The sequence below is a fragment of the Caulobacter sp. UC70_42 genome, from assembly GCF_044056025.1.
GTDB lineage: Bacteria > Pseudomonadota > Alphaproteobacteria > Caulobacterales > Caulobacteraceae > Caulobacter.
This window is the reverse complement of record NZ_CP171994.1, coordinates 2,470,747-2,495,278: the sequence shown is the minus strand read 5'-3', so window position 1 is coordinate 2,495,278 and position 24,532 is coordinate 2,470,747. Positions and strand designations below refer to the sequence as shown.

The window sequence follows — 24,532 nt, the reverse complement described above, 5'->3', positions numbered from 1 at the left end:
GAGGGGGCTAACTCGGCCTATGCCGTGAAGGCCCCCTCAGTCGCTTCGCGACAGCTCCCCCGCATCGCGAGGGAGCATCTAACGCGCCCAGACCTAAGCCGCCCGCACCCGGGTGATGATTTCCTCGTACTGGCTGGCCTTCTCGGCGCCTTCGAAGGCGCCGTACTCGCACTTGGCCATCACGTCGGCCGGCGGGAAGATCACCGGATTGTTGCGGTAGCTGTCCGGCATCAGCGCCTTGGCCGCCGCGTTGGGGGTCGGGTAGAGGATCGTCTTGGTGATCTCGGCCCCGGCCTGGGCGTCCAGCAGGTAGTTGATGAAGGCGTGGGCGTTGTTGGGTCGCGGCGCGCCCTTGGGGATGCACAGGGTGTCGCTGTTGATCAGCGAGCCTTCCTTGGGCACCACGAAGTCGAGGTCCGGATCGTCCTTCATCACCTGGGCGATGTCGCCATTGTATTCCAGCACCAGATCGACCTCGCCCGAGACCAACAGGTCCTGGCCGTTGTCATCGTGGAAGGCCTTCACGAACGGCTTCTGCTTGATCAGCATCTGCTCGATCTTCGGCAGCATGTCCTCGGGGATGTTATTGACCGAGTGGCCCAGATACTTGGCCGACAGACGCACCAGGTCGGCGCTTTCCGACAGCAGGGCGATGCGGCCCTTGTACTTGTCGCTGTCGAACAGCCACTTCCAGCTGTCGGGCACGCCCTGGACCTTGCTCTTGCGATAGCCGATGCCGAGCAGCAGCCAGGTGTAGGGCATCGAGTACTTCCGGCCCGGGTCGAAGTCCGGGTTCAGGAAGGACGGGTCGATGTTCTTCATGTTCGGGATCTTGGCGTGATCCAGCGGCTCGAGCATGCCGGCCTGGCCCATGCGAGTCACGAACTCGTTCGACGGCACGATCACGTCGAAGCCCGGATTGCCCGCCTTGAGTTTGGCGAACAGCTCATCGTTGGTCGCGAACAGGCTCATGTTCACGTCGACGCCGGTCGCCTTCTTGAAGTCGCCCAGCGTGGTCTCGCCGATATAGGTGTCCCAGTTGTAGAAGTTCAGCTTGGGCTCTTCGCCGCCCGCCCCCGTGGCCTTGGGCTTCTCGCCGCAGGCCGTGAACGACAGGCCGATGGCCGCCGCCCCGAAGGCCGTGAGAAGCGAGCGCCGCGAGGCCCCGCCGTTCCTGTATCCGCTCATTCGAAACTCCCTCTTGTTCCGTGTGTGCCTTGCCTTGGGCAGCTACTCGCCGTCAGGCGTTGCGGAGGTACCAGTCGAAATCGAGTTCGGTGACGACCTCGAAGAAGCGCGCCTGTTCCGTGCGCTTGACCGAGACGAACATGTCCACGAAGCGGTCGCCGAGATAGTCGCGCAAGACCTCGGACGTCTCGAACAGGTCGACCGCCGCGAACCAGTTGGACGGCAGCCGGATGTTCTCTTTGGCCGCCGCGGCATAGCCGTCGCCGACCACCGCAGGGCCCGGATCCAGCTTGTTCTTGATGCCATGGTGGGCGCTGGCCAGCAGCACGGCCAGCACCAGATACGGATTGCCGTCGGCGCCCGCGACCCGATGCTCGACGTGGCGGGTCTTGGGCGGACCAGCGGGGACGCGCAGGCTGACCGTGCGGTTGTTGACGCCCCAGGTCGGCGCCACCGGCGCGTAGCTGTTGGCCTTGAAGCGGCGATAGCTGTTGGCGTTGGGCGCCAGGATCGCCATGCCTTCGCCCAGCAGCAGCTTCATGCCGGCGATGGCCTGTTTCAGCAGCGGCGAGCCCTCCAGGTCCTCGGCGGCGCACAGGTTGTTGCCGTCGGCGTCATTGACGCTGAGATGGACGTGGAAGCCGTTGCCGGCCCGCTCGGCCCACGGCTTGGCCATGAAGGTCGCCTCGCAGCCGTGACGCAGGGCCACGCCCTTGGCGGCGCGCTTGTACAGCACCGCGTCGTCGGCCGCGCGCAGGGCGTCGGGCTTGTGCTTCAGGGTCAGTTCGACCTGGCCCGGGGCGAATTCCGAGATCGCGCCCTCCAGCGGCACGCCCAGCACGTCGGCGGTGTCCCACAGTTCGCGCAGGAACGGGGCGTGGGCCTCCAGCTCGGGCAGGCCGTAGACCTGGATGCCGGTGGGCCGCAGACCGGTCTGCATCGACTTGGCCGGCATCAGCTCGCCGTTCGGGCCGCGCTGCAGATCGACGAGGTAGTATTCCAGCTCGCAGGCGGCGACGGGCGTCAGGCCATCGGCGGCGTAGCGGTCCAGCACCCGTTGCAGCACGTGGCGCGGGTCGAGGTCGTTGGGCGTCCCGTCCAGCTCGTACATCGACAGCATGACCTGGGCGACGTCGGGACCCAGCCACGGGGCCAGGGTCAGCGTGCCCGGCACGGGCCGCGCGCGGCGGTCGGCGTCGCCGTCCTCCCAGACCAGGCCCGTGTCCTCGCAGTCGGCGCCGTTGGTGTCGACCACCAGCACCGAGCCCGGCAGGAAGCGGCCGTATTCGTAGATCGCCTCCAGCTCATGAACACGCAGCCGCTTGCCGCGCGGCACGCCGGTCATGCTGGTGAAGAACACCTCGAACGAACTTCACCTGCGGGTTCGCGGCGAGGAAGTCGCGGCATTCCTGGATATCGGCTACGGCGCTCATGCGTCCCCCATCGCGGCCGCGAAGCCGTCCACGGCCGCGACCAGCCGATCGATCGCCGAATCGTCGGTGACGGGCGAGACCAGCATCATGTTGTGAAAGGGCGCGATCAGGACGCCCCGGTTGATCAGCCACAAGTGCAGCGCTTCCACCGCCTCGTGGTCCAGCACTTTCCGCATCGCAGCGGCATTCTTCGGTGGAGGATCGGCGAACACCAGTTCGACGCGGGCGCCGACATGGGCCATCGACCACGGCAGTTTGCGCGCGGCGATCACGGTCTTCAGACCCGCGACCAGCCGCTCGGCGCCGGCCAGCATCTTCGCGTAGGCCGCATCGGTCATCACCTCGGACAGCATGGCCCGCATGGCCGCCATGGCCAGGGCGTTTCCGGACAGGGTGGTGCCGATGCCCGACTGGCCCGGCCCGACCCGCGCCTGGGCCGCGTCCATGCGCGCCGACAGCTCGGCGGTGACGCCCCAGACGGCGGCCGGCACGCCGCCGGCGATCGCCTTGCCCAGCACGAAGACGTCGGGCTCCAGGCCATGGGCGCGGGTGTAGCCGCCAGGCCCGGTCGAGATCGTGTGGGTCTCGTCGATGATCAGCAGGGTCCCGGCGTCGCGGGTCAGCCTGCGCAGCGCGTCGTGGAAGCCCGGCTCGGGCAGGATCATGCCGCAGTTGGTCATCACCGGCTCAGCCAGCACGGCGGCGACCTGGTCGGAGGCCAGGGCGTTCTCCAGGGCCGCCAGATCGTTGAACGGCACGACCCAGGTGGTGGCGGTCAGGTCGTGGACCTGGCCCAGCAGGCCCGGCTTCATGACGCGCTCGCCATCCTTCAGCACCACGAAGGCGTCGTCGACCATACCGTGATAGCAGCCGTCGAACACCAGGATCACCGGCCGCCCGGTCACCGCCCGCGCCCAGCGGATCGCCGCCCGGTTGGCGTCGCTGGCCGTGGTCGCCGTCTGCCACAGCGGCAGGCCGAAGCGCTCGGCCAGCAGCTTGCCGACGATCGCGGCAGAAGGCGTCGGCAGCATGAAGCCCGCGCCGCGCTTGATCTGGTCGGACACGGCCGCCGCCACCGACGCGTCCCCATGCCCGAACATCGACGGCGTGTCGCCCAGGCAGAAGTCGTCATAGAGCCTGCCGTCGACGTCGGTGATCTGCGCCCCGACGCCCTGCGCCGCGAAGATCGGGCTGGGGCTGGCCCAGTCGTTCATCCAGTGCATCGGCGCGCCGCCGCGCCAGTGGGCCGCGGCCGCCTTGGCCATGGCCACGGAGCGCGGATGCTCGACCGTGAACCGCGCGCGTTCGCTGGCGAGAAGGTCGGGGAGGGTTGGGGCGAGGTCGGCGATCATCCCACCCCGCCAAAGCACAGATACTTGGTCTCCAGATACTCATCCAAGCCCTCGGACGAGCCCTCGCGGCCCAGGCCGGATTCCTTCACCCCGCCGAACGGGGCGACCTCGGTGGAGATCAGGCCTTCGTTGATCCCGACCATGCCGGCCTCGATCGCCTCGGCCACGCGCCAGCAGCGGGCGACGTCGCGGCTGTAGAAATAGGAGGCCAGGCCGAAGGGCGTGGCGTTAGCAAGGTCAATGGCTTCGGCTTCCGTCTCGAACTTCACGATCGGCGCGACCGGGCCGAAGATCTCTTCCTGGAACAGCCGCATGTCGGGCGTGGCGCCGGTCAGCACGGTGGGCTGATAAAAGAGGCCGCCCAGCGCGTGGCGCTCGCCGCCCACGACGACCTTGGCCCCATCCGCGACGGCCTCGCGCACCAGGCTTTCCACCTTGGCGATGGCCTTGTCGTTGATCAGCGGGCCGATCGTCACGCCCTCGCCGGTCCCCGGACCGACCTTCATCGCCGCGACCTTCTCGGCCAGCCGCGCGGCGAAGGCGTCGTGGATGCCGGCCTGGACGATCAGCCGGTTGGCGCAGACGCAGGTCTGGCCGGTGTTGCGGTATTTGCTGGCGATCGCGCCGTCGACGGCGGCCTCCAGATCGGCGTCGTCGAAGACGATGAAGGGCGCGTTGCCGCCCAGCTCCAGGCTGAGCTTCTTCATCGTGCCGGCGCACTGCTGGTAGAGCACCTTGCCCACCGGCGTGGAGCCGGTGAACGACAGCTTCCGCACCCGGCCGTCCTCGCACAGGGCCTTGCCGATGCCGGCCGAGTCCTTGCCAGTGACGACGTTGAGCACGCCCGCCGGCACGCCCGCCTCGACCGCCAGGCGGGCGATGGCCAGGGCGCACAGCGGCGTCTCGGGCAGCCGGCTTGACCACCACCGTGCAGCCGGCGGCCAGGGCGGGCCCGACCTTGCGGGTGATCATGGCGATCGGGAAGTTCCACGGCGCGATGGCGGCGCAGACCCCGATCGGTTGCTTGATCGACATCAGCCGCTTGCCGGGCATCGGGGTCGGAATGGTGTGGCCGTAGCCGCGCTTGGCCTCGTCGGCGAACCAGTCGATGAACGCCGCGCCATAGGCCACCTCGCCCTTCGACTCCGCCAGCGGCTTGCCCTGCTCGGCGGTCATCAACCGGGCCAGGTCGTCTGCGTGGGCGAGCATCAGGTCGCTCCACCTGCGCAGGATCGCGCCGCGCTCCTTGGCGGTCTTGGCGGCCCAGGTCGGGAAGGCCCGATGCGCGGCCTCGATCGCCACCCGCGTCTCGCCGGGGCCGAGGTCGGCGACCTTGGCGATCACCGTCCCATCGGCCGGGTTCAGCACCTCGAAGGTGGCGTCGCCCTCGATCCAGAGGCCGTCGATGAAGGCTTCGGTTTCAACGAGATTCAGGGACTTGCTGGTCATTGGGGGCTCACCTCAGCGTCACGGACACCGACTTCAGGTCGGCGTACTTGTGCAACGCATGAAGGCTGCGGTCACGGCCAAAGCCCGACTGCTTGAAGCCTCCGAACGGCATGGTGATGTCGCAGGCGTCCCAGCCATTGACCCAGACCAGACCCGCCTTCAGCCGCCGCGCGCCGCGCAGGGCGCGATTGATGTCGGACGTCCAGAGGCCGGCGGCCAGACCGTAGACGGTGTCGTTGGCCAGTCGCAGCGCCTCGTCCTCGGACTTGAAGCTCATCACCCCCAGCACCGGCCCGAACACCTCCTCCCGCGCCAGGGTGTGGTCGGCGTCCAGGCGGTCGAAGATGGTCGGCTCGACATAGAAGCCGCCGGTCTCGCGGCGGATGCGCTGGCCGCCCAGCACGCGGCGCGCGCCCTGGCTGTCGGCGGTGGCGATATAGTCGAGGGCGGTGTTCATCTGCCGCTCGCTGACCATGGCGCCGAACTGGGTGGCCGGGTCCAGCGGATCGCCAACGACCATCGACTTCGCGACGGCCACGACCTTCTCCAGGAATTCGTCCTTGATCGAGGCCTCGACCAGCAGCCTTGAGGCGGCGGTGCAGACCTCGCCCTGATTATAGAACACGCCCCAGGCGGCGGCCTGGGCGGCGGCGTCCAGGTCCGGGCAGTCGGCGAAGACGATCTGGGGCGACTTGCCGCCCAGCTCCAGGCTGACCCGCTTGAGGTTCGAGCGAGCCGAATATTCCATCAGCTTGCGGCCGACCGGGCCCGAGCCGGTGAAGGCGATCATGTCGACGTCCATCGATAGGGCCAGGGCCTCGCCGGCGACGCCGCCCAGGCCGGGGACGACATTGAGCACCCCGGCCGGAAGCCCGGCCTCGAGGGCCAGTTCGCCCAGCTTCAGAGCGGTCAGCGGCGACTGCTCGGCCGGCTTCAGCACCACGGAATTGCCCATGGCCAGGGCCGGAGCGACCTTCCACATCGCCATGTGCAGCGGGAAGTTCCACGGCACGATCGCTCCGATCACGCCCAGCGGCTCATGGACGGCGTAGCTCAGACGGTCGACCGGCGAAGCCCCGACCTCGCCATAGACCTTGTCCAGCGCCTCGGCGTACCAGCGGCAGGTGTTGATCGCGAGCGGCACATCGACATTGCGCGCATCACTGATCGGCTTGCCGACGTCCAGGCTCTCCAGCAGGGCCAAGTCCTCGGCGTCGCGCTCCATCAGTTCGGCGAGGCGGAACAGCACCTTCTTCTTGGCGCGCGGGCTCTGGTCGCGCCAGCGGCCATCCTCGAAGGCCGTGCGGGCGCTGAACACGGCCAGCGCCACGTCCTCGGGCTGGCAGGCCGTCACCAGGTTCAGCACCCGGCCGTCGCGCGGCGAGACATTGTGGAAGGCCGCGCCGGACACGGCCTCGACCCGCGCGCCATCGATCACCGCCCGGCTGGGAGCCTCCAGGCGGGACAGGCGCTCGGTGATGTCGGCGGGCAGGGTCAAGCGGCGAGGTCCATACCAATTGTGATCACAGTTTTACGGCGAACCAGAAGTGTCAAGCATTCGACTTTACGAGGCGGCGTCCACCGCCACGCGCATCTTGTCCATGCCTTCGGAAAGGTCAGCGGCGACGGCGCGGCGGGCGCCCTCGGGGTCGCGGGTCTCCAGCGCCTCGATCGCCTCGGCGTGACGGTCGGCGACCAGGCCGTCGGCCCCGACCCGTCCGAACACCACCCGCATGAACGGCCCGACCTGCAGCCACAGGCCGCCGGCCATCGACAGCAGCACGTCCGCCCCCGCCCGCTCGTAGATCGCGAAATGGAAGGCGTGGTTGGCGGTCATGTAGCGGTCGACATCGCCCAGCCGCAGCGCCTCGTCGACATCGGCGTCGATGGCCCGCAACTGGCGCGCCAGGCTGGCGTCGGCCCGGGCCGCGGCGCGGGCGGCCAGCTCCGGCTCGACCCATAGCCGGGCCAGGGACAGCTGCTCCAGTCGGTCGGCGGTGAGCGAGGGCACGGACAGGCGCTTGTTGGCCGGATTGATCGCCAGGGCCCGCTCGGCGACGAGGCGGCGCACGGCGTCGCGCACCGGCATCGGCGAGAACTCCCAGTTCGGCCGCCAGGCTGCGCAGCGACACGCCCTTGCCGGGGGCGATCCGGCCGGTGATCAGGGCCTGGCGGATGGCCTCGTAGACCCGGTCATGGACGGCGGTCTGGTCGGCCAGCGGACGGCGGGTCTGAACCATCTTTTCCACCGCCTCTCCAAGCCCGGCCATAAAAGCTCTCTTTACGAGAGGGGCTCAATTGCGATCACAATGCAAGGCTCTCGCGAAGGACCTCCCATGCCCAGCGCCAACGATCTCGACGCCTTCTGGATGCCGTTCACGCCGAACCGGCGATTCAAGGCCCATCCCCGGATGCTCTCGTCCGCCAAGGGCATGATCTACAAGACGCCGGAGGGCCGCGAGGTGCTGGACGCCACCGCCGGCCTCTGGTGCGTCAACGCCGGCCATGATCGCCCGAAGATCCGCGAAGCCATCCAGCGCCAGGCGGCCGAGATGGACTACGCCCCCTGCTTCAACATGGGCCATCCGCTGGCCTTCCAGTTCGCCTCGCGCCTGGCGCAGATCACGCCGAAGGGGCTGGACCGGATCTTCTTCACCAACAGCGGTTCGGAGTCGGTCGACACGGCGCTGAAGATCGCCCTGGCCTATCACCGCGCCCGGGGCAAGGGGACCAAGACCCGGCTGATCGGCCGCGAGCGCGGCTATCACGGCGTCGGTTTCGGCGGCATCTCGGTCGGCGGCATCCCGACCAACCGCAAGTATTTCGGCTCCCTGCTCACCGGCGTCGACCACCTGCCCCACACCCACGGCGTGGCGGGTAACCTGTTCGCCAAGGGCCAGCCCGCGCATGGCGCCCACCTGGCCGACGACCTGGAGCGGATCGTCGCCCTGCACGACGCCTCCAACATCGCCGCGGTGATCGTCGAACCCGTGGCCGGCTCGACCGGCGTGCTGGTCCCGCCCAAGGGCTATCTCGAACGGCTTAGGGCGATCTGCGACAAGCACGACATCCTGCTGATCTTCGACGAGGTGATCACCGGCTTCGGACGCCTGGCCGCCCCGTTCGCCGCCGACCGGTTCGGCGTTACGCCCGACCTGATCTGCCTGGCCAAGGGCCTGACCAACGCCACCGTCCCGTGCGGCGCGGTGGCGGCCTCCACCGGGATCTACGACACGATGCTCGAGGGCGCCGACGCGCCGATCGAGCTGTTCCACGGCTACACCTATTCGGCCCACCCGCTGGCCTGCGCCGCGGGCCTGGCGACCCTGGAAACCTACCAGGAGGACGACCTCTTCAATCGCGCCGCTGGCCTGGAAGGCTACTGGCAGGAGGCCATGCACAGCCTGGCCGACGCCCGCCACGTCATTGACATCCGCAACCTCGGCCTCGTCGCCGGCATCGAGCTTTCGCCCCGCCCGGGCGCGGCCACGGCGCGGGCGATGGAGGTGTTCGAGACCTGCTTCGACGAAGGCCTGCTGATCCGCGTCACCGGCGACATCATCGCCCTGTCGCCGCCGCTGATCCTGGAGGAGAGCCATATCGACCGCATGGTCGAGACGCTCCGCAAGGTGCTGGCGAAGGTCGACTAGGCGCGCGCACATTACCGATTGTTGTGTTGCCCTCGCGGCCCGGAGCCTCTGAACTCCTTGCCGCACAAAGGGGCTCGCCACGTGACCATAATCAGATCCGCCGTCATCCTCGCGATCGCCTGCGCCATCGCCGCGCCGAGCTGGGCCGCGAATCCGACGGTCGAGCAGCGTGTCCGGGGCGTGACGACCGGCCTGCGGAGCGCCGTCGAGATCCAGGGCGCGCCGCCGGCCAAGCAGAGCCTTCAGGACCGGATGGCGGCCCTGCACGTGCCGGGCGTCGCCATCGCGGTGATCAAGGGCGGCAAGATCGAGTGGGCGCGCGGCTTCGGCGTCACCCGCCAGGGCGGCGAGCCGGTGACCGCCGACACGCTGTTCCAGGCCGGTTCGGTCAGCAAGCCGGTCGCGGCCATGGCGGCCCTGGCCGTGGTCGAGGACGGTCGGCTGTCGCTCGATACGGACGTCAACAAGACCCTGAAGAGCTGGACCCTGCCGGCCAGCCCGTTCACCGCGACCACGCCGGTCACCCTGCGCGCGCTGCTGTCGCACACGGCCGGAACCACGGTGCATGGCTTCGCCGGCTACGCGGCCGGCGCGCCTGTTCCGACCCTGCCCCAGGTGCTGAGCGGAACGGCCCCGGCCAACTCTGCGCCAGTCGTCGTCGACCAGGCCGTGGGGAGCGCCTATCGCTATTCCGGCGGGGGCTATTCGATCGCCCAGCAGATGATGGTCGACGCCACGGGCCAGACCTTCCCCGCCATCGTCCGCGACAAGGTGTTCGCGCCGATCGGCATGACCCGCAGCACCGAGGACCAGCCGCTGGACGCCGCGCGCTCGGCCCACGCGGCTTGGCCGCACGACAGCGCCGGCGCGGTCGTCGAGGGCGGCCCTCACACCTATCCGGAAATGGCCGCCGCCGGCCTGTGGACCACCGCCAACGACCTCGCCAGGTTCGTGATCGACCTGGCCAAGGCGGCGAACGGCGAGACCGGCCACGTCCTGTCGCCCAAGACCGCCCGCGAGATGCTGACGCCGGTCAAGTCCGACTACGGCCTGGGCCTGTCGATCCAGGGCGCCACGGCGCGCAAGTACTTCTACCACAACGGGTCCAACGCCGGGTACAAGGCGGTGATCCTGGCCTATCCCGACACCGGCGACGGCGTCGTCGTGCTGACCAACGGCGACCAGGGCTATCAGCTCAGCGAGGCGATCGTCCGCGCCGTTGCGGTCGAATATGGCTGGCCCGACTATCACCCCGTCGAACGTCCGGTCGTCCCTCTGTCGGCGGCCGAGCAGGCCAAGTTCGCCGGGACGTTCACCCTGGGGGGCGACGACGATTTCACGATCCGCCGCGACGGCGACCGACTGGTGGCGGACATCTGGAAGGGCGTCGTCGACCCGCTGTTCCCCAGCTCGGCCAGCAGCTTCTTCATCACCGCCCAGGACCTGACGATCAGCTTCAGCGACCCCGACCACGGCGTGCTGACCCTGCGCGACTACAAGGGGGCCTTCACCCGCAAGCCGACGAAGTGATCCTTGAATTTGTCCTAGGACAGAATTCGGAAACCCCCTTGTCGTCCGCCAACGAATACAGCAAGCCTCCCGCCCAATACTGAAAAGGGGCGGGGAGGCCCTGATCGCGCATGAATTCCGACGCCGCCGCGACCTCAACCGACGCCACCGCGCCCGCCAAGAACCACTACGTCATCCTCGATGGACTGCGGGGCGTCGCCGCCTTGATGGTGGTGCTGTTCCACCTGTTCGAGGCCCATGCCGGCGGCGACCCGGAACGGCAGATCATCAATCACGGCTATCTGGCGGTGGACTTCTTCTTCCTGCTGTCGGGCTTCGTGGTCGCCTACGCCTATGACGACCGCTGGGGCGGCATGAGCGTCTGGCAATTCTCCAAGCGCCGCCTGGTGCGCCTGCAGCCGATGATCATCGTCGGCGCGCTGATCGGCGCGGCCCTGCTGGGCCTCCAGCATTGGTCGCTGTTCCCCAAGCTGGCGACCGTCACCGCCGGGCAGGTGCTGGTGATGGTGCTGCTGAGCTTCGTGATGATCCCGATGACCCCGGCGGCCGAGCCGCGCGGCTGGGGCGAGATCTATCCGCTGAACGGACCGCAGTGGTCGCTGTTCTACGAGTACATCGCCAACTTCCTCTATGCCGTGGGCCTGCGGAAGCTGTCGAACCGCTGGCTGGGCGCGCTGGTCGCGGTGTCGGCCCTGGCGCTGATCGGCCTGCTGGTGCTGGGGCCGCGCGGCGACGTCATCGGCGGCTGGGCGCTGGACAGGAGCGGCGTCCAGATCGGCCTGACGCGGGTGATGTTCCCGTTCTTCGCCGGCGTGCTGCTGATGCGCCTGGGCAAGCGGATCAAGGTCCCCAACGCCTTCGCCGTGTGCAGCCTGCTGCTGATCGCCGGCCTGTCCCTGCCGCGCTTCGGCGTGGGCGAGCTGCGCTGGGTGAACGGCCTCTACGAAGCCGCCTGCATCATCCTGCTGTTCCCGCTGATCGTCGCCATCGGCGCGGGCGAGAAGAACGCTGATGGCCCCAGCGTGCGGATCGCCCGCTTCTTCGGCGACCTCTCCTATCCGCTCTACATCACCCACTATCCGCTGATCTACATCTACACGGGCTGGGTCGTGGACAGGAAGGTCGGGGCGGCCCAGGGCGCCCTGGTCGGGGCCGGGGTGTTCGTGCTGGCGGTGGCGATCGCCTGGGCCTGCCTCAAGCTCTATGACGAACCGGTCCGGCGCTGGCTGGCCCGCAAGGTCCTCGCCAAGGCCTAACCACGCGGGCGGTACGACATGGCCACGTCGCAGCGCTCGTAGCGCGCCCCGAACATCGCCATGATCTCGGCGTCGTGGACGAAGCCCAGCTTCTCGTAGAGGTGGATGGCCGGCCCGCACTTGCGGTTGGTCAGCAGATAGACCTTGTCCATGCCCAGGCTGGCGGCGCGCTCCAGGGTCTTGGCCAGCAGGAACTCGCCGACCTTCAGGCCCCGGGCGCTGGCCAGGACGCCCATCTTGGTCAGCTCCACCCAGCCGTCCTTCGAGACCATCAGGGCGCAGGTCCCGACCACGCCCAGCTCGGCCGTCTGCGCGAACAGCACCACCCCGCCCTTGTCGAGGATCAGTTCGCGCGGCCGCGACAGCAGGGCGATGTCGTTGTCCTCCAGGACGAACATGTCCTGAATCCATTCGGCGTTGATCCGATAGAAGGCCTCGGCGAGGTCGTCGGAGAAGTCGCGCGCCCACAGGGACGGCGGCCCGGCCGTCTGTATCCGCGTCAGCAGCGAGGCTTCGTCCAGTCGCGCCTCGACCTTGGCCAGGCCCTGCATGAAGTCGCCGGAAAGCCCCTCGACCAGCTCGGCGGCGGCAGGCTCGATACGCGGCAGGAGCTCGGTCTGCACCCGGACCATCAGCGCCTCCCCCGCCTTCGTCAGCGCCAGGCGCTTGGAGCGACCGTCGCCGGGCGTGCGGCGGGCCTCGACGAAGCCGTCGCGCTCAAGGGTTCCGAGGGCGCGGGTGACGGTCGGCTGGGCCAGTCGCAGGCGCTGGGCCAGTTCGCCCACGGCGATCGGGCCATGCAGGCGGATAGTCATCAGCAGCGACATCTGGGCCGGCTGCACCGGCAGGTCCAAGGACCGCGCCACCTCGGCCGCGTCGGCCTGCATCCGCTCGGCCAGGCGCTTGAGCCGGCTGCCCAGGAATCCCACGCCAAACCCCGCCAGCAGATCGACTTCCATCGCGCGCCTCCAGACTCATAGCACGCTATATAGCTTGCTATGAGAATGCGGAACGCGCAAGCGGGCGACTACATCCGGAACGGCGGGATGACCGCGCAACGCACCTGGCCGCCGCGCACCTCGACGGCGGCCGCGTGACCGCCGGTCAGGTCGAAGAACCGGTCACGGCCTCCGACCGACACGACCAGATAGTCGGGCGCGGTGAATTTGCAGACCGGATAGCGCTCCGCCGCGCCGCCCGTCCGGTCGATCAGATGCGTGCAGGTCATCGTCCCGCCCAGGCGCCGGAACAACACGTCGTCATAGGGCGTGGCCTGCGGCAGCCTGCGAAGGCTGCGGAAGGTCAGGGGCTCCAGCGGCGCGCAGGGCGGGCCCTCGACGCGCCAGAAGGCGTCCCGCTGGACCTGAACCGCGCTGTCATGGCGCGCCATGATCGCGAAGCCCAAGTCGATCAGGACCGCGAAACCGAGAGCGGCCGCCACCCAGCGCCAGCGGCTGGGAGCCCGCCCCTCGAGCGGTACTTTGACAATGCGGACTTGGTCGCTCGCCATGCCTGAACTCACGCACGTAATTTAGATGTACACACGTAAACCAAGCTGTCACGCCTGTCACTAGAGAACGTCGATCACCACGCTTGACGCGAGCTCGTGACATTTGTAGCGTACCCGTGACATCACTGAGGTCCACGCCCCATGACCGAACCCTCCGACCTGGAACTGGAAGTGCTGAAGGCCTTCTGGCGCGGCGGCGCCATGAGCGCCCGCGAGGCTCAAGGCCTGATCGAGCCCGAGCTGGGCTGGAGCGCCTCGACCACCCGCACCGTGCTGGAGCGGATGGTGGCCAAGGGCCTGCTGGTCCGCCGCTCGGTGCACGGCCTGGCGGTCTATGAGGCCCGAACGGCCAAGGTCGACGTGATCGGCGGCGTGCTGAACCGCCTGCGGGGCCTGCTGGAGATCGACGGCCGCCTGCCCGCCTCGGCCTTCGCCGGCAGCCAGATCCTGTCCGAGACCGAGATCGAGGAACTGGAAGCCCTGCTCAACACCGCCGGGTCCAAGGCCACTGGAGAGGAGAAGTGATGCATCCGCTGCTGACCTCCACCGCCCTGGGGCTGATCGCCGCCTGGCCCGTCGGCGCCCTGGGCTTTGGCCTGGGCCGCCTGGTCGAGCGCCTGACCGAAGATCCGCGCCCGCGCGCCGCCGCCTGGAGCCTGGCCTACGCGCTGCCCGCCGGCGCCCTGGCCGCGACCATCGCCCTGACCTTCGCCCCGGCGTCGATCGAGAAGGCCGCGCCGGCCGCCTCGGTCGCTCCGGGACCGGTCCGCATGGCCGTGGTCGAGACGATCGCCCCGACCGAGCCGACATCCGCCACCCCGTCGTGGGCTCCCTCCCCCGCCCTGACCAACGGCCTGGCCTGGAGCCTGGTCGGCCTCTCGGCCGCCGGCCTGCTGACGCGCGGCTGGCGCTGGAACTCGGGGCCGCCGTCGCCTGGCCAAGGTCCGCGCGACCGCCGAGCCGTGCCAGGACTTCGCCCTGGTCGAGGCCGTTCGCCTGCGCGCCGCCCGCCTGCGGGTCAGCGCGCCGCGCGTGCGGATCAGCGACGCCGTCTCCGAACCGCTGCTGGCCGGCGCCCGCCGCCCGGTGATCCTGCTGCCGAAGGCGATGGCGCAAAGCGCCGACACCCGCCGGCTGGAGCTGGTCTGCGGCCATGAGCTGGCCCACCTGCGTCGCGGCGACAACTGGCGGATCCCGGCCGAGGAAGCCCTGGCGGGCCTGTTCTGGCTGGTCCCGCCGGTCAAGGCCCTGCGCGGCCGGATGCTGGCCGCGCGCGAAGCCGTCTGTGACCTGACCGCCCTGGACGGCGCCGCGCCGGAAGCCCGCCGCGACTACGCCCGCGTGCTGGTGGAGGCCCTGAGGATGAACGCCCAGCCCTCGCCTAAGTTGGCCTTCGAGTCGGCCTTCACGGGTCGCGACCGCGATCTGGCCGCCCTGCGCCTGTCGGCGATCCTGCAGCCGCGAGGCCGCGCCTCGGGCTTGCGGGTCGGTCTGACCCTGGCGCTGGGCGGCGCCCTGACCGCCGCGACCGGCGCCGGCTCGCTGGCCCTGGCCGCCCAGGCTCGCCGCCTGGCCCCGCCGCCCTCGCCCGAGACGGTCGCGGCCGCGGAGGCCGTCGCGGCCATCGCCGCCGAGGACGCCGCGCCGGCGGCGGAAGCGGCGCCGGCCCTGGACGCCGCCCCGGCGCTCGCAGCCGCGCCGACGGCGGCCGAAGCCGCTCCCGCCCGGGACGCCGCGGCGGCCGCGCCCGCTCTGTCGCCCCAGACCCCGACGGCTCCCGCGGCGGCGGCGGAAGCGTCCCCCGCCATTGCCCGCGCTCGCGCCCATGGCGCCGACGCGGGTGCGCGCGGGACCCAACCCGAACCCGCGTCCCAATCCGCGTCCTGATCCCCACCCCGATCCGCGTCCGAACCCGCAACCCAATCCCCAGCCCAATCCTCGCCCCAAGTCGAAGCTGACCGGGATCGAGTTCCGGGCCGACAGCCAGGAGACCTCGCTCAAGGAAGACAAGGTGGTCTTCATTGGCGACGTCGAGGTGCGGGGCCGGCTGGACCCGGTGAACGTGGTCGTCAAGGTCAACGGCGCGATGGCCTCGCCCTGGTTCCAGCCCGCCGACCTGCGGGTGGGGGTCATCCAGCGCGTGGAAGTGACCAACGCCAAGTCCGGCAATCCGACCGTCAACGTCGTTCTGAACGACCCGCTGAAATAGATCTCGAGCTCGTGGAGTGATCCCATGAACGCGCTCTTCGCCTCCGCCGCCCTCGGCCTGGCCGCCGCCTGGCCGGCCAGCGGACTGGGCTGGGTGCTCGGCAAGGCCGCCGACCGGCTGACCGGCGATCCCCTGACCCGGGTCAAGGCCTGGAACCGGGCGGTAGCCCTGCCGCCGACGGTGCTGGCCCTGATGGTCGGCGTCTCGGCCCTGCCCCAGGAGACCACCGATCCGGTCTATCAGGTCGCCATGACCACCCGCGCCGCAGCCACCGCCGGCGCCGTGGTCCATGACCTGTCGACTCGCGCCCTGCCGGCGGTCAATACCGGCGAGATGCTGGGCACAGTGCTGATCCTGGGCGCGCTGGGCGGCCTGGCCGTCGCGGGCGCCCGCCAGATCGCCGGTCGCGCCAAGCTCGAGCGCATCGTCCGCGACGCCCGTCCCGTCTCACAGGAGCTGGCCCTGGCCGTCCGCGCCGCCGCCCGCCGGCTGGACACCGGCCGGCCCGAGGTGAAGGTCAGCGACGTGATCGACCAGCCCCTGCTGGCCGGCCTGACGACACCGGTCATCCTGCTGCCCGCCGAGCTGGTCGAACGGCTGGATGTCCACCGCCTCGTGCCGATCTGCGCCCACGAGCTGGCGCATCTGAAGCGTGGCGACAACTGGCGGCTGCTGGCCGAGCACCTGCTGGGCGGGCTGTTCTGGATGGTCCCGCCGTTCGCCGCCATCCGCGCCCGCGCCGCCGCCACCCGCGAGGAGCTGAGCGACGCCCTGGCCCTGGACGGCGCCAGCCCCGCCGACCGCCACGGCTATGCCGAAGCCCTGATCGCGGTGTTGCGCGGCCGCACCGCCCCCGCCCTGCATCCCGCCTTCACCGGCAAAGGACGAAAGCCGACCGCCATGCGCCTGCGAGCCATCACCCATCCCCAGGACCCCGCCAGCTTCACCCGCCGCGCCCTGCTGGGCCTGGCCAGCCTGCTCGCCTTGGCCTTGATCGCCGGCGGCTCGATCGCCCTGGCCCAGCAAGGCGAAAACCAGCGCGGCAGCCGGACCATCATCAGCGACAACGGCAGCGGCCAGTATGTCGAAATCCGTTCCGACATGGTCCGCGTCAGCAACGCCGAGATCGTCAAGGGCAGGCTGAAGGTTCCGGACGGCCAGGTCTCGACCTATCACGGCCACGTCCAGGTCCGCGGCCGGCTCAAGGCGCCCGAGACGACGGTGCTGCTGAACGGCGACACCCCGCCGGCCGGCTTCGATCCCACCACCCTGCCCGACGGGGCGATCGAGCGGCTGGACGTCGTCAACCACTCGACCGGCGGCAAGTCGCGCGTGACCCTGAACGTCTTCCTCAAGCCCGACCTCTAGCATCGCGAAGGCGCGCGGCTAGGCGGCGGAGGTCGCGCCCCCGCCGCCGGCGCCGAGCCGTGTCAGGCCGGGCTCAGGACCTTGAAGTCGGCCTTGGCGCGCGCGGCGTCACCGGTCTTCACGGTGAAATCGTAGTCGCTCCAGTAGATCGCGATGATGTTGGGCGAGCTGCTGTTGAACGACACGGTGTGGGACTCACGCCGCGAGGAATAGATGCTCAGATAGTAGACGTCGTGCGTCTCGTCTTCGAAGGCCAGGTACATCGAACCGCTGAAGGCGCCGCTGGGCCCCTGGGCGTCGACGCGAACCTGGTAGCTGTAGAAGCCGGCGTTCGACAGGAGCTCGATCCCGAACACCGTACCCTTGTCGTTGGCCACGACGCAGTTCTGCGGCGAGCTGCCGTTCACCGTCGCCGACTGCCCCACCTGCATGCCGCCGCGACAGGTCGCCGTGTGATACTTGCCCCGGTCGGAGCATTCGCCGCAGTCACCCGCAAAGTTCGCCACACCACTGGTCATTTCCTTCTCCCATCGGTTTTTCGTGAGCGATCGGCGCGTCCCGGTTTCTGGGGGGCGACGCCGAGCGCCAAGGTACCAACCACCCGTCGAAATACAATCTATAAGTTCTTTTCATTTTAATTCTATTCAAACGAGCATTCGAGCTTGGGCATCACGCCTGGCGGCTTTGCCCGGACCGTCCGTTTCCGCTAGAAGCCGCCCCATGTCGCACAACACCTTCGGTCACCTGTTCCGCGTCACCACCTGGGGCGAAAGCCACGGCCCGGCGCTCGGCTGCGTCGTCGACGGCGTGCCGCCGGGCATCGCCCTGACGGCCGAGATGATCCAGGGGTTCCTCGACAAGCGCCGACCGGGCAACGGCAAGTTCGTCACCCAGCGCCAGGAACCGGACGCGGTGCGCATCCTGTCGGGCGTGTTCGAGGACGAACGCACCAACGGCCAGCGGACCACCGGCACGCCGATCAGCCTGATGATCGAGAACACCGACCAGCGGTCCAAGGACTATGGCGAGATCGCCCAGGCCTTCCGCCCTGGCCATGCGGACTATCCCTATTTCGCCAAGTACGGCGTGCGCGACTATCGCGGCGGCGGCCGCAGTTCGGCGCGCGAGACGGCGGCGCGCGTGGCGGCCGGAGCGGTGGCGCGGCTGGTGATCCCGGGCGTGACGATCCGCGCCGCCCTGGTGCAGATCGGCCCGCACGCGATCAATCGCGAGAACTGGGACTGGGACCAGACCGAACAGAACCCCTACTGGTCGCCCGACGCCGCGATCATCCCGGTCTGGGAAGAGCATCTGGAGACGATCCGCAAGGCCGGCTCTTCGACCGGCGCGGTGGTGGAGGTGGAAGCCACCGGCGTGCCGGCCGGCTGGGGCGCGCCGCTCTACGGCAAGCTGGACGCCGAACTGGCCGCCGCCCTGATGTCGATCAACGCCGCCAAGGGCGTCGAGATCGGCGAGGGCTTCGCTAGCGCCGCGCTGACGGGCGAGGACAATGCCGACGCCATGCGCCTGTCCGAGGGCGGCCAGCCGATGTTCCTGTCCAACCACGCCGGCGGCGTGCTGGGCGGCATCTCGACCGGCCAGCCGGTGGTGGCGCGCGTGGCCTTCAAGCCGACCTCGTCGATCCTGATCCCGCGCCAGACCCTCAACGAGGCGGGCGAGGAGATCGACCTGCGCACCAAGGGCCGCCACGACCCGTGCGTCGGCATTCGCGGCGTGCCGGTGGTCGAGGCCATGACCGCCTGCGTGCTGGCCGACGCCTTCCTGCGTCATCGCGGCCAGACCGGCGGCCACGTGTTCGCGCCTGGCGCGAGCCGCTGACGGTGGGGTCAAGGCGCAGAAACCACGGTTTCTGACCCTCGCCCTCTGATTAGGTTCAGCTTTCGGGTTGACGTGCACACGATTGCGGGCGTAAGGCTCGACCCGCATATCCCTTGGCGCGCGAACGCGGCACGCTAAGGTTGTGATGCGTGACGCGATGAGAAGGGGACTCGGCGCGTGCGGTTCGATCTCCTGAAGATCCTGCTGGTCGACGACAACCAGCACATGCGAATGCTGCTGATCGAGATCCTGCGGGCGATCGGCGTGCGCTATGTGTTCGAGGCCATGGACGGCGCCGAGGCGCTGGCGATCTTGCGCTCCACCGCGATCGACGTGGTGTTCACCGACCTGTCGATGAACGGCCTCGACGGCATCGATTTCGTCCAGTTGGTCCGCCAGTCGCCCGACAGCCCCAACCCGTTCGTGCCGATCGTGATGATCACGGGCCACTCGACCGAGCGCCGGGTGCACGAGGCGCGCGACGCCGGGGTCAACGAGTTCCTCACCAAGCCGGTCACGGCGCGCGGGGTCATCCACCGTCTGACCCTGCTGATCGAGAACCCCCGCCCGTTCGTCCGCGCGGGAGACTATTTCGGCCCTGACCGTCGCCGCCGCGCCGATCCGCGCTACCGGGGCGAGCGCAGGCGCGAAGACGACAAGCGGGCGCTCTATGTGGACGACGCCCAGGCGGGTCGCGGCCATCCGACGCGGAGAATTTAAACCTTTGGCCGGCTAGAACGTGGTGAACAGCGTTTCACGAGCTTCACCATGACCCTTCGCCGCCTGGCTCCGCTTTCCCGCGTCGCGCCCCTGGCCGCCATCCTGACGATGGTCGCGCTTTCGCAGACCGGCTGCCTCGCGGCGGCCGCCGTCGGGACCGTGGCCGGCACGGCGATCGGCGTCACCGGCGCGGTCGTCGGCGGCGCGGGCAAGGCGGTCGTCGCCACCGGCAAGGCGGTGATCCCGGGCGACAGCAAGAAGGATCGCGATCGCGACGACTATCGCCGCTAGCGCTTAGGCCTAGGGCAGGCCCAGATATTTGTGGGTCTGGACGCTCAGGCGCCATTGCGGATGCGCCAGGCAATAGGCGACCGCCAGCTGGGTGTTGCGGTCGCGATCGGGACCGTCCATCGGCTGCAGGTAGAACCGCTCGAAATCCAGGGTCTCGAACCGCTCCGGCATGGCCTTGTCCTGCGGGAAGACCAGCTTCAGCTCCTGGCCCGAGGTCTGGACCACGGGCGCGTCGGCCTTCGGGCTGATGCAGATCCAGTCGATTCCCGCCGGGGCCGGCAGCGTGCCGTTGCTCTCGCAGGCGATCTGGAACCCCCGCACGCGCAGCGCCGCGATGGCGGCCTCATCCAGTTGCAGGAACGGCTCGCCGCCGGTGCAGACCACCAGGCGGTTGTCCGGTCCGCCGGTCCACTGGGCCTCGACGGCGGCGGCCAGGGCCTCGGCCGTGGCGAACTTGCCGCCGTTCTCGCCGTCGGTCCCGATGAAGTCGGTGTCGCAGAAGGCGCAGACGGCCTTGGCCCGGTCCTGCTCGCGGCCGGTCCACAGGTTGCAGCCGGCGAAACGGCAGAACACCGCCGCCTTGCCCGCCTGGCCGCCCTCGCCCTGCAGGGTCAGGAAGATCTCCTTGACGGAGTAGGTCATCGCGCCGGCGGCTCCTCGGGCAGGGACTGGCGCCCCGCCGCGTCCCACTCGACATAGCCCTTCTCGCGCAGCTCGCACGCCGGGCAGGTCCCGCAGCCATGGCCCCAGGCGTGGAGTTCGCCGCGTTCGCCCTGGTAGCAGGTGTGGCTTTCCTCGACGATCAGCCGGACCAGGTCCTCGCCGCCCAGCGTCTTGGCGAGAGCCCAGGTCTGGGCCTTGGTCAGCCACATCAGCGGGGTCTCGACCCGGAAGTCGCGGTCCATGCCCAGGTTCAAGGCGTTCTGCTGGGCGTCCAGGGTGTCGCGTCGGCAGTCCGGATAGCCAGAGAAGTCGGTCTCGCACATCCCGCCGACCAGGGCCTCGATCCCCCGGCGATCGGCCAGGGCGGCGGCGTAGATCAGGAACACCAGGTTGCGGCCCGGCACGAAGGTCGAGGGCAGGCCGCGCTCGGTCATCTCGATGGCGCGGTCGGCGGTCAGGGCCGACTGGGCCACCTGGCCGAAGCTCCTGATGTCCAGCACATGGTCGTCGCCCAGGCGGCCGGCCCATTGCGGAAAGCGGGCGGCGACCTCGCGGCGGACGGCCTGACGGGCCTCCATCTCGATCGCATGGCGCTGGCCATAGTCGAAGCCGACCGTCTCGACGCGCTCATAGCGCTCGAGGGCCCAGGCCAGGCAGACGCTGCTGTCCTGACCGCCGGAGAAGAGAACAAGCGCGCCAGGGGACGTGGTCGGGCTCATGCGAGCCTCTCAAGGTGGAAAAGGGGGAACATGGCCCCTCCTCTACACGAGGCAAGGCCGCGCCGGAACCGCCAGGGTTCGACGGCGGCGACCCACGCGATACTCCGCCGACGAACCAAGGCGAAGTCTTTCGACCGCGAATCCTCGGCGTATCTCGCCATTGCGAGATATTTTCGCGATCATGGCCCGCGATTTCCCTACGGAAGCGCCAAACTCGATCTTCTAATTAGACGGAAACTTACCCGCCTCAGGAGAACACCCCCGCCCGAAAGTGAAAAGGCGTAACCTATCGCCGTTCACTTACGATCAGGCCAGTTGACAGCTTTCAAACGCAAGTATGCAATCTCCGAATGCTGCGATGGGTTCGCCGTACGCCCACGTGGTGAGAACAGTACGGCGCCGAGGAAACATCGGCCCCAGCAGGCTCCATCCATAAGGCGCCGCCGGGGTCCAGGGAGGGAATTCAATGTCGCAAACTCTGCGTATGCGGAGCCTATTGGTCATGGGCGCTTCGGCGGTCGCGATCTCCGGCTTCGCCGTCCCCGCGTTCGCCCAGCAGGCCGCCAAGCCGGCGCAACAGAACACCACCGTCATCGAAGAGCTGGTCGTCACCGCTCAGAAGAAGGAAGAAGCGCTCCAGGACGTGCCGATCGCCGTGTCGGCGTTCAGCCAGGACTCCCTCGAGGCGCAGAAGATCGACGGCGGCCCGAACCTCCAGCAGGCGATCCCCAACGTCACCTTCGCCAAGAGCAACTTCACCAACAGCTTCAACTTCCAGATCCGCGGCATCGGGGCCAAGGCCGTCGGCGCCTCGGCCGACCAGGGCGTCGGCGTCCACCTGAACAACGCCCCGATGCAGTCGGGCAACCTGTTCGAGGCCGAATTCTACGACGTGGAGCGCGTGGAAGTGCTGCGTGGTCCGCAGGGCACCCTCTACGGCCGCAACGCCACCGGCGGCGTGGTCAATGTCATCACCGCCAAGCCCACCGACCAGTTCGAGGCCAATGTCCGCGCCGAGTACGGCAACTACAATTCGGTCAAGCTGCGCGGCATGGTCAACGTGCCGATCTTCGGCGACAAGCTGGCCGTCCGCCTGTCGGGCGCCTCGCTGAAGCGCGACGGCTTCGTCACCAACACCTTCAACAACCACGTCGTCGACGATCGGGACCTCTATTCGACCCGCGTCCAGGTGATGTTCAACCCGACCGAAAAGCTGCGCACCAACTTCCTGTGGGAACGCTTCCACGAGAACGACAACCGCGCGCGGACCGGCAAGCAGCTCTGCACCAAGGACAACGGCCCGGCTACGGTGGGCGGCGTGCCGACGGGCGCGGCGCGCGGCTTCCTGACCCAGGGCTGTCTGCCGGCCTCGCTGTACGGCTCCAGCGCCTACGGCACGGTCAACACCTCGGGCACGCTGACCGGCCTTCTGGGCAACATCTTCGGCTTCACCTCGGGCGACACGAACCTGGGCGACACCACCTCGACGAACCTGCGCGAGATCGAGACGGCGCTGGATCCGCTCTACCGGTCGGGCTCGAACGTCTATCAGCTCACCCTGGCCTACGATCTGACCGACGCCCTGACGGCCACCTCGATGACCGCCTACAGCAAGGGCAGCGTCTATACGAAGCAGGACTACAACCGGAACGTCTCGCCGGTCCCCTTCAACAACACGCCCTTCACGCCGGGCGGGTTCTTCAACGACCCGCAGGTGGGCAATACGAACAAGTTCACGACCATCGACGTCTCGTCCGGCCGTTCGGAACAGTTCAGCCAGGAACTTCGCCTGCAGTCGGCCTTCGACGGCCCGCTGAACTTCACCGTCGGCGCCATCCACTTCACCTACCGGACGCTGACCGACTACTACGTGATCGGCAACTCGCTGACCCTGTCGTCGCTGGCCCTGAACTTCTCCAAGACCGGCAATCCGAACTGCAACCCGGCGACCACCGCCAACTGCATCGGCATCGACACGGCGGCCGACCCGACCGGCGACGGCCACAACTACTATGACAACCGCACGCCCTATACCCTGGTGTCGGACGCGGTGATGGGCGAGCTCTACTATCAGGCCAGCGAGGACCTGAAGTTCACCCTGGGCCTGCGCCAGACCCGCGACAAGAAGGCGGTCAAGAACTACTCGACCGTCCTGCTGGCCCCCGGCTACGGCCTGACCTTGAACCCGAGCAACCCGGACCAGCGCGCCCGCTTCAACGAGACCACGGGCCGCGTCGGCGTGGACTACAAGGCCCATCTGGGCTTCACCGACGACACCCTGCTCTATGCCTTCTATTCCAAGGGCTACAAGGGCGGCGGCATCAATCCTGGCGTTCCGGCCGGCGCCGTCGGCATCCGCCAGACCTTCGACCCCGAGTTCGTCAACGCCATCGAGATCGGCGCCAAGAACACCCTGGCCGGCGGCAGCGTGCTGATCAACGCCACGGGCTTCTCGTACGACTACAAGGGCTACCAGATCTCCAAGATCGTGAACCGCACCTCGGTGAACGAGAACGTCGACGCCAAGGTCTACGGCTTCGAACTGGAGAGCATCTGGTCGCCGGTGCGGAACCTGAAGCTGAACGCCAATATCGGCTATCTGCACACCAAGATCGGCGACGGGGTCACCTCGATCGACACGATGAACCGCACCCAGTCCAACCCGGCCTATACGGTCGTGAAGGTGGGTCCGAACTCGTCGGCCGTCGGCGCCGACTGCGTGCTGGCCACCGCCGGCGTCGCCACCATCCTGGGCGCCGGCGCCGGGGCCACCCTGCCCTGGGCCTGCTCGGGGGCGGCGGCCTATCAGGCGTTCCTGTCGGCCCCGGCCGCGGCCGGCGGCGCGGGCCTCCCCGCGCCCACCGCGGCGTTCCTGGCCAACGCCACGGGCCTCTACACCTACGGGGCCGGCTACTCGATCGAAGGTACGGCGGCCAACCTGTCGGGCAATGAGCTGCCGAACTCGCCGCACTGGACCACCTCGCTCGGCGCCCAGTACACCTTCGACCTGCCCTCCGGCTGGTCGGCCACCCTGCGCGGCGACTACTACCGCCAGAGCAAGCAGTTCGCTCGCGTGTACAACACCGAGTACGACCGCCTGAAGTCGTGGGACAACGGCAACATCACCCTGAAGGTCGAAAAGCCGGAATGGGGGGTCTCGATCGACGCCTATGTGAAGAACATCGGCAACAAGACGCCGATCGTCGACGCCTACACCACCGACGACAGCTCGGGCCTGTTCACCAATGTGATCACCGCCGAGCCGCGCCTCTATGGCGTGTCGATCACCAAGTCCTGGTAAGTCCAGCTACGCAAGAAACGGACGGGGCGGCGGGTCCTCCGCCGCCCTTTTCTG

19 protein-coding genes and 3 pseudogenes are annotated in these 24,532 nt (G+C 68.8%); 11 read left to right on the top strand and 11 right to left on the bottom strand.

Features of this window, described 5'->3' with window-relative positions:
- Positions 1-93: 93 nt before the first annotated feature.
- The 6 genes and pseudogenes from ACHMW8_RS12565 to ACHMW8_RS12540 form a co-directional block, all read right to left on the bottom strand.
- Positions 94-1,188, bottom strand: a complete 1,095-nt coding sequence (locus tag ACHMW8_RS12565; RefSeq protein ID WP_395445728.1) for a PotD/PotF family extracellular solute-binding protein — start codon at positions 1,186-1,188, stop codon at positions 94-96.
- A gap of 52 nt (positions 1,189-1,240) precedes the next feature.
- Positions 1,241-2,621 (bottom strand): annotated as a pseudogene (locus ACHMW8_RS12560) (glutamine synthetase family protein).
- Positions 2,618-3,973 carry an aspartate aminotransferase family protein gene (locus tag ACHMW8_RS12555; protein ID WP_395445727.1) on the bottom strand — a complete coding sequence of 452 codons (1,356 nt, stop codon included), beginning with the start codon at positions 3,971-3,973 and terminating at the stop codon, positions 2,618-2,620. The pseudogene ACHMW8_RS12560 and the gene ACHMW8_RS12555 overlap by 4 nt, the downstream one beginning before the upstream one ends.
- Positions 3,970-5,422, bottom strand: a pseudogene (locus tag ACHMW8_RS12550) (NAD-dependent succinate-semialdehyde dehydrogenase). The gene ACHMW8_RS12555 and the pseudogene ACHMW8_RS12550 overlap by 4 nt, the downstream one beginning before the upstream one ends.
- A 7-nt stretch (positions 5,423-5,429) precedes the next feature.
- On the bottom strand, positions 5,430-6,920 hold the full coding sequence (locus ACHMW8_RS12545) for an aldehyde dehydrogenase (protein WP_395445726.1): 1,491 nt from the start codon (positions 6,918-6,920) through the stop codon (positions 5,430-5,432).
- Between the two features lie 66 nt (positions 6,921-6,986).
- Positions 6,987-7,662 (bottom strand): annotated as a pseudogene (locus ACHMW8_RS12540) (GntR family transcriptional regulator).
- Between the two features lie 69 nt (positions 7,663-7,731).
- Here ACHMW8_RS12540 and ACHMW8_RS12535 point away from each other — a divergent pair.
- The 3 genes from ACHMW8_RS12535 to ACHMW8_RS12525 all read left to right on the top strand — a co-directional run bounded on the left by ACHMW8_RS12535 (position 7,732) and on the right by ACHMW8_RS12525 (position 11,858).
- On the top strand, positions 7,732-9,072 hold the full coding sequence (locus tag ACHMW8_RS12535) for an aspartate aminotransferase family protein (protein WP_395445725.1): 1,341 nt from the start codon (positions 7,732-7,734) through the stop codon (positions 9,070-9,072).
- Positions 9,073-9,153: 81 nt separating this feature from the next.
- Entirely contained in the window at positions 9,154-10,602 is a 1,449-nt protein-coding gene (locus ACHMW8_RS12530) for a serine hydrolase domain-containing protein (protein WP_395445724.1), read from the top strand.
- A gap of 110 nt (positions 10,603-10,712) precedes the next feature.
- Entirely contained in the window at positions 10,713-11,858 is a 1,146-nt protein-coding gene (locus ACHMW8_RS12525) for an acyltransferase family protein (protein ID WP_395445723.1), read from the top strand.
- Here ACHMW8_RS12525 and ACHMW8_RS12520 read toward each other — a convergent pair.
- The gene (locus tag ACHMW8_RS12520) at positions 11,855-12,817 is read right to left on the bottom strand and encodes a GNAT family N-acetyltransferase (RefSeq protein WP_395445722.1); all 963 of its coding nucleotides are present in this window, start codon (positions 12,815-12,817) and stop codon (positions 11,855-11,857) included. The two genes, ACHMW8_RS12525 and ACHMW8_RS12520, sit on opposite strands and share 4 nt — an antisense overlap.
- A 68-nt stretch (positions 12,818-12,885) precedes the next feature.
- Positions 12,886-13,299 (bottom strand): hypothetical protein, encoded by a 414-nt coding sequence (locus tag ACHMW8_RS12515; protein WP_395445721.1) that lies wholly within the window; start codon positions 13,297-13,299, stop codon positions 12,886-12,888.
- A gap of 210 nt (positions 13,300-13,509) precedes the next feature.
- Here ACHMW8_RS12515 and ACHMW8_RS12510 point away from each other — a divergent pair, with 210 nt between their 5' ends.
- The 4 genes from ACHMW8_RS12510 (at position 13,510) to ACHMW8_RS12495 (ending at position 16,945) form a co-directional block, all read left to right on the top strand.
- A complete protein-coding gene (locus tag ACHMW8_RS12510) occupies positions 13,510-13,893 on the top strand; it encodes a BlaI/MecI/CopY family transcriptional regulator (protein WP_125155910.1) in 384 nt (127 codons plus the stop codon).
- Between the two features lie 408 nt (positions 13,894-14,301).
- Complete coding sequence (locus ACHMW8_RS12505) at positions 14,302-15,255, top strand: M56 family metallopeptidase (RefSeq protein WP_395445962.1); 954 nt, start codon at positions 14,302-14,304, stop codon at positions 15,253-15,255.
- Complete coding sequence (locus ACHMW8_RS12500) at positions 15,209-15,577, top strand: hypothetical protein (protein WP_395445720.1); 369 nt, start codon at positions 15,209-15,211, stop codon at positions 15,575-15,577. The genes ACHMW8_RS12505 and ACHMW8_RS12500 overlap by 47 nt, the downstream gene beginning before the upstream one ends.
- Positions 15,578-15,601: 24 nt before the next feature.
- Positions 15,602-16,945, top strand: a complete 1,344-nt coding sequence (locus tag ACHMW8_RS12495; protein WP_395445719.1) for a M56 family metallopeptidase — start codon at positions 15,602-15,604, stop codon at positions 16,943-16,945.
- Positions 16,946-17,007: 62 nt separating this feature from the next.
- On the opposite strand, the gene ACHMW8_RS12490 is transcribed toward ACHMW8_RS12495, so the two are convergent.
- Positions 17,008-17,463, bottom strand: coding sequence for a hypothetical protein (locus tag ACHMW8_RS12490; RefSeq protein ID WP_395445718.1), 456 nt, complete (start codon positions 17,461-17,463; stop codon positions 17,008-17,010).
- A gap of 202 nt (positions 17,464-17,665) precedes the next feature.
- On the opposite strand from ACHMW8_RS12490, the gene aroC reads away from it, so the two are divergent.
- The 3 genes from aroC (at position 17,666) to ACHMW8_RS12475 (ending at position 19,795) form a co-directional block, all read left to right on the top strand.
- Positions 17,666-18,784, top strand: coding sequence for a chorismate synthase (gene aroC, locus ACHMW8_RS12485; protein ID WP_395445717.1), 1,119 nt, complete (start codon positions 17,666-17,668; stop codon positions 18,782-18,784).
- Positions 18,785-18,961: 177 nt separating this feature from the next.
- A complete protein-coding gene (locus ACHMW8_RS12480) occupies positions 18,962-19,504 on the top strand; it encodes a response regulator (RefSeq protein ID WP_125155905.1) in 543 nt (180 codons plus the stop codon).
- Positions 19,505-19,552: 48 nt separating this feature from the next.
- On the top strand, positions 19,553-19,795 hold the full coding sequence (locus tag ACHMW8_RS12475) for a hypothetical protein (protein WP_395445716.1): 243 nt from the start codon (positions 19,553-19,555) through the stop codon (positions 19,793-19,795).
- Between the two features lie 9 nt (positions 19,796-19,804).
- Here the strand turns inward: ACHMW8_RS12475 and queE are convergent, their stop codons facing one another.
- On the bottom strand, positions 19,805-20,437 hold the full coding sequence (gene queE / locus ACHMW8_RS12470; RefSeq protein WP_395445715.1) for a 7-carboxy-7-deazaguanine synthase: 633 nt from the start codon (positions 20,435-20,437) through the stop codon (positions 19,805-19,807).
- Positions 20,434-21,177, bottom strand: coding sequence for a 7-cyano-7-deazaguanine synthase QueC (gene queC / locus ACHMW8_RS12465; protein ID WP_395445714.1), 744 nt, complete (start codon positions 21,175-21,177; stop codon positions 20,434-20,436). Before queC ends, queE begins: the two co-directional genes overlap by 4 nt.
- A gap of 466 nt (positions 21,178-21,643) precedes the next feature.
- Between queC and ACHMW8_RS12460 the strand changes: the two genes are divergently transcribed.
- On the top strand, positions 21,644-24,478 hold the full coding sequence (locus ACHMW8_RS12460) for a TonB-dependent receptor (RefSeq protein ID WP_395445713.1): 2,835 nt from the start codon (positions 21,644-21,646) through the stop codon (positions 24,476-24,478).
- Positions 24,479-24,532: the final 54 nt, after the last annotated feature.

Excerpts from the sequence above, each read along its gene's own strand:
- ACHMW8_RS12555 (WP_395445727.1), bottom strand. The coding sequence starts at position 3,973 with ATGATCGCCGACCTCGCCCCAACCCTCCCCGACCTTCTCGCCAGCGAA.
- ACHMW8_RS12525 (WP_395445723.1), top strand. The coding sequence starts at position 10,713 with ATGAATTCCGACGCCGCCGCGACCTCAACCGACGCCACCGCGCCCGCC.
- ACHMW8_RS12520 (WP_395445722.1), bottom strand. The coding sequence starts at position 12,817 with ATGGAAGTCGATCTGCTGGCGGGGTTTGGCGTGGGATTCCTGGGCAGC.
- ACHMW8_RS12565 (WP_395445728.1), bottom strand. The coding sequence starts at position 1,188 with ATGAGCGGATACAGGAACGGCGGGGCCTCGCGGCGCTCGCTTCTCACG.
- ACHMW8_RS12510 (WP_125155910.1), top strand. The coding sequence starts at position 13,510 with ATGACCGAACCCTCCGACCTGGAACTGGAAGTGCTGAAGGCCTTCTGG.
- ACHMW8_RS12535 (WP_395445725.1), top strand. The coding sequence starts at position 7,732 with ATGCAAGGCTCTCGCGAAGGACCTCCCATGCCCAGCGCCAACGATCTC.
- ACHMW8_RS12490 (WP_395445718.1), bottom strand. The coding sequence starts at position 17,463 with ATGACCAGTGGTGTGGCGAACTTTGCGGGTGACTGCGGCGAATGCTCC.
- ACHMW8_RS12475 (WP_395445716.1), top strand. The coding sequence starts at position 19,553 with ATGACCCTTCGCCGCCTGGCTCCGCTTTCCCGCGTCGCGCCCCTGGCC.
- aroC (WP_395445717.1), top strand. The coding sequence starts at position 17,666 with ATGTCGCACAACACCTTCGGTCACCTGTTCCGCGTCACCACCTGGGGC.
- queC (WP_395445714.1), bottom strand. The coding sequence starts at position 21,177 with ATGAGCCCGACCACGTCCCCTGGCGCGCTTGTTCTCTTCTCCGGCGGT.
- ACHMW8_RS12495 (WP_395445719.1), top strand. The coding sequence starts at position 15,602 with ATGAACGCGCTCTTCGCCTCCGCCGCCCTCGGCCTGGCCGCCGCCTGG.
- queE (WP_395445715.1), bottom strand. The coding sequence starts at position 20,437 with ATGACCTACTCCGTCAAGGAGATCTTCCTGACCCTGCAGGGCGAGGGC.
- ACHMW8_RS12460 (WP_395445713.1), top strand. The coding sequence starts at position 21,644 with ATGTCGCAAACTCTGCGTATGCGGAGCCTATTGGTCATGGGCGCTTCG.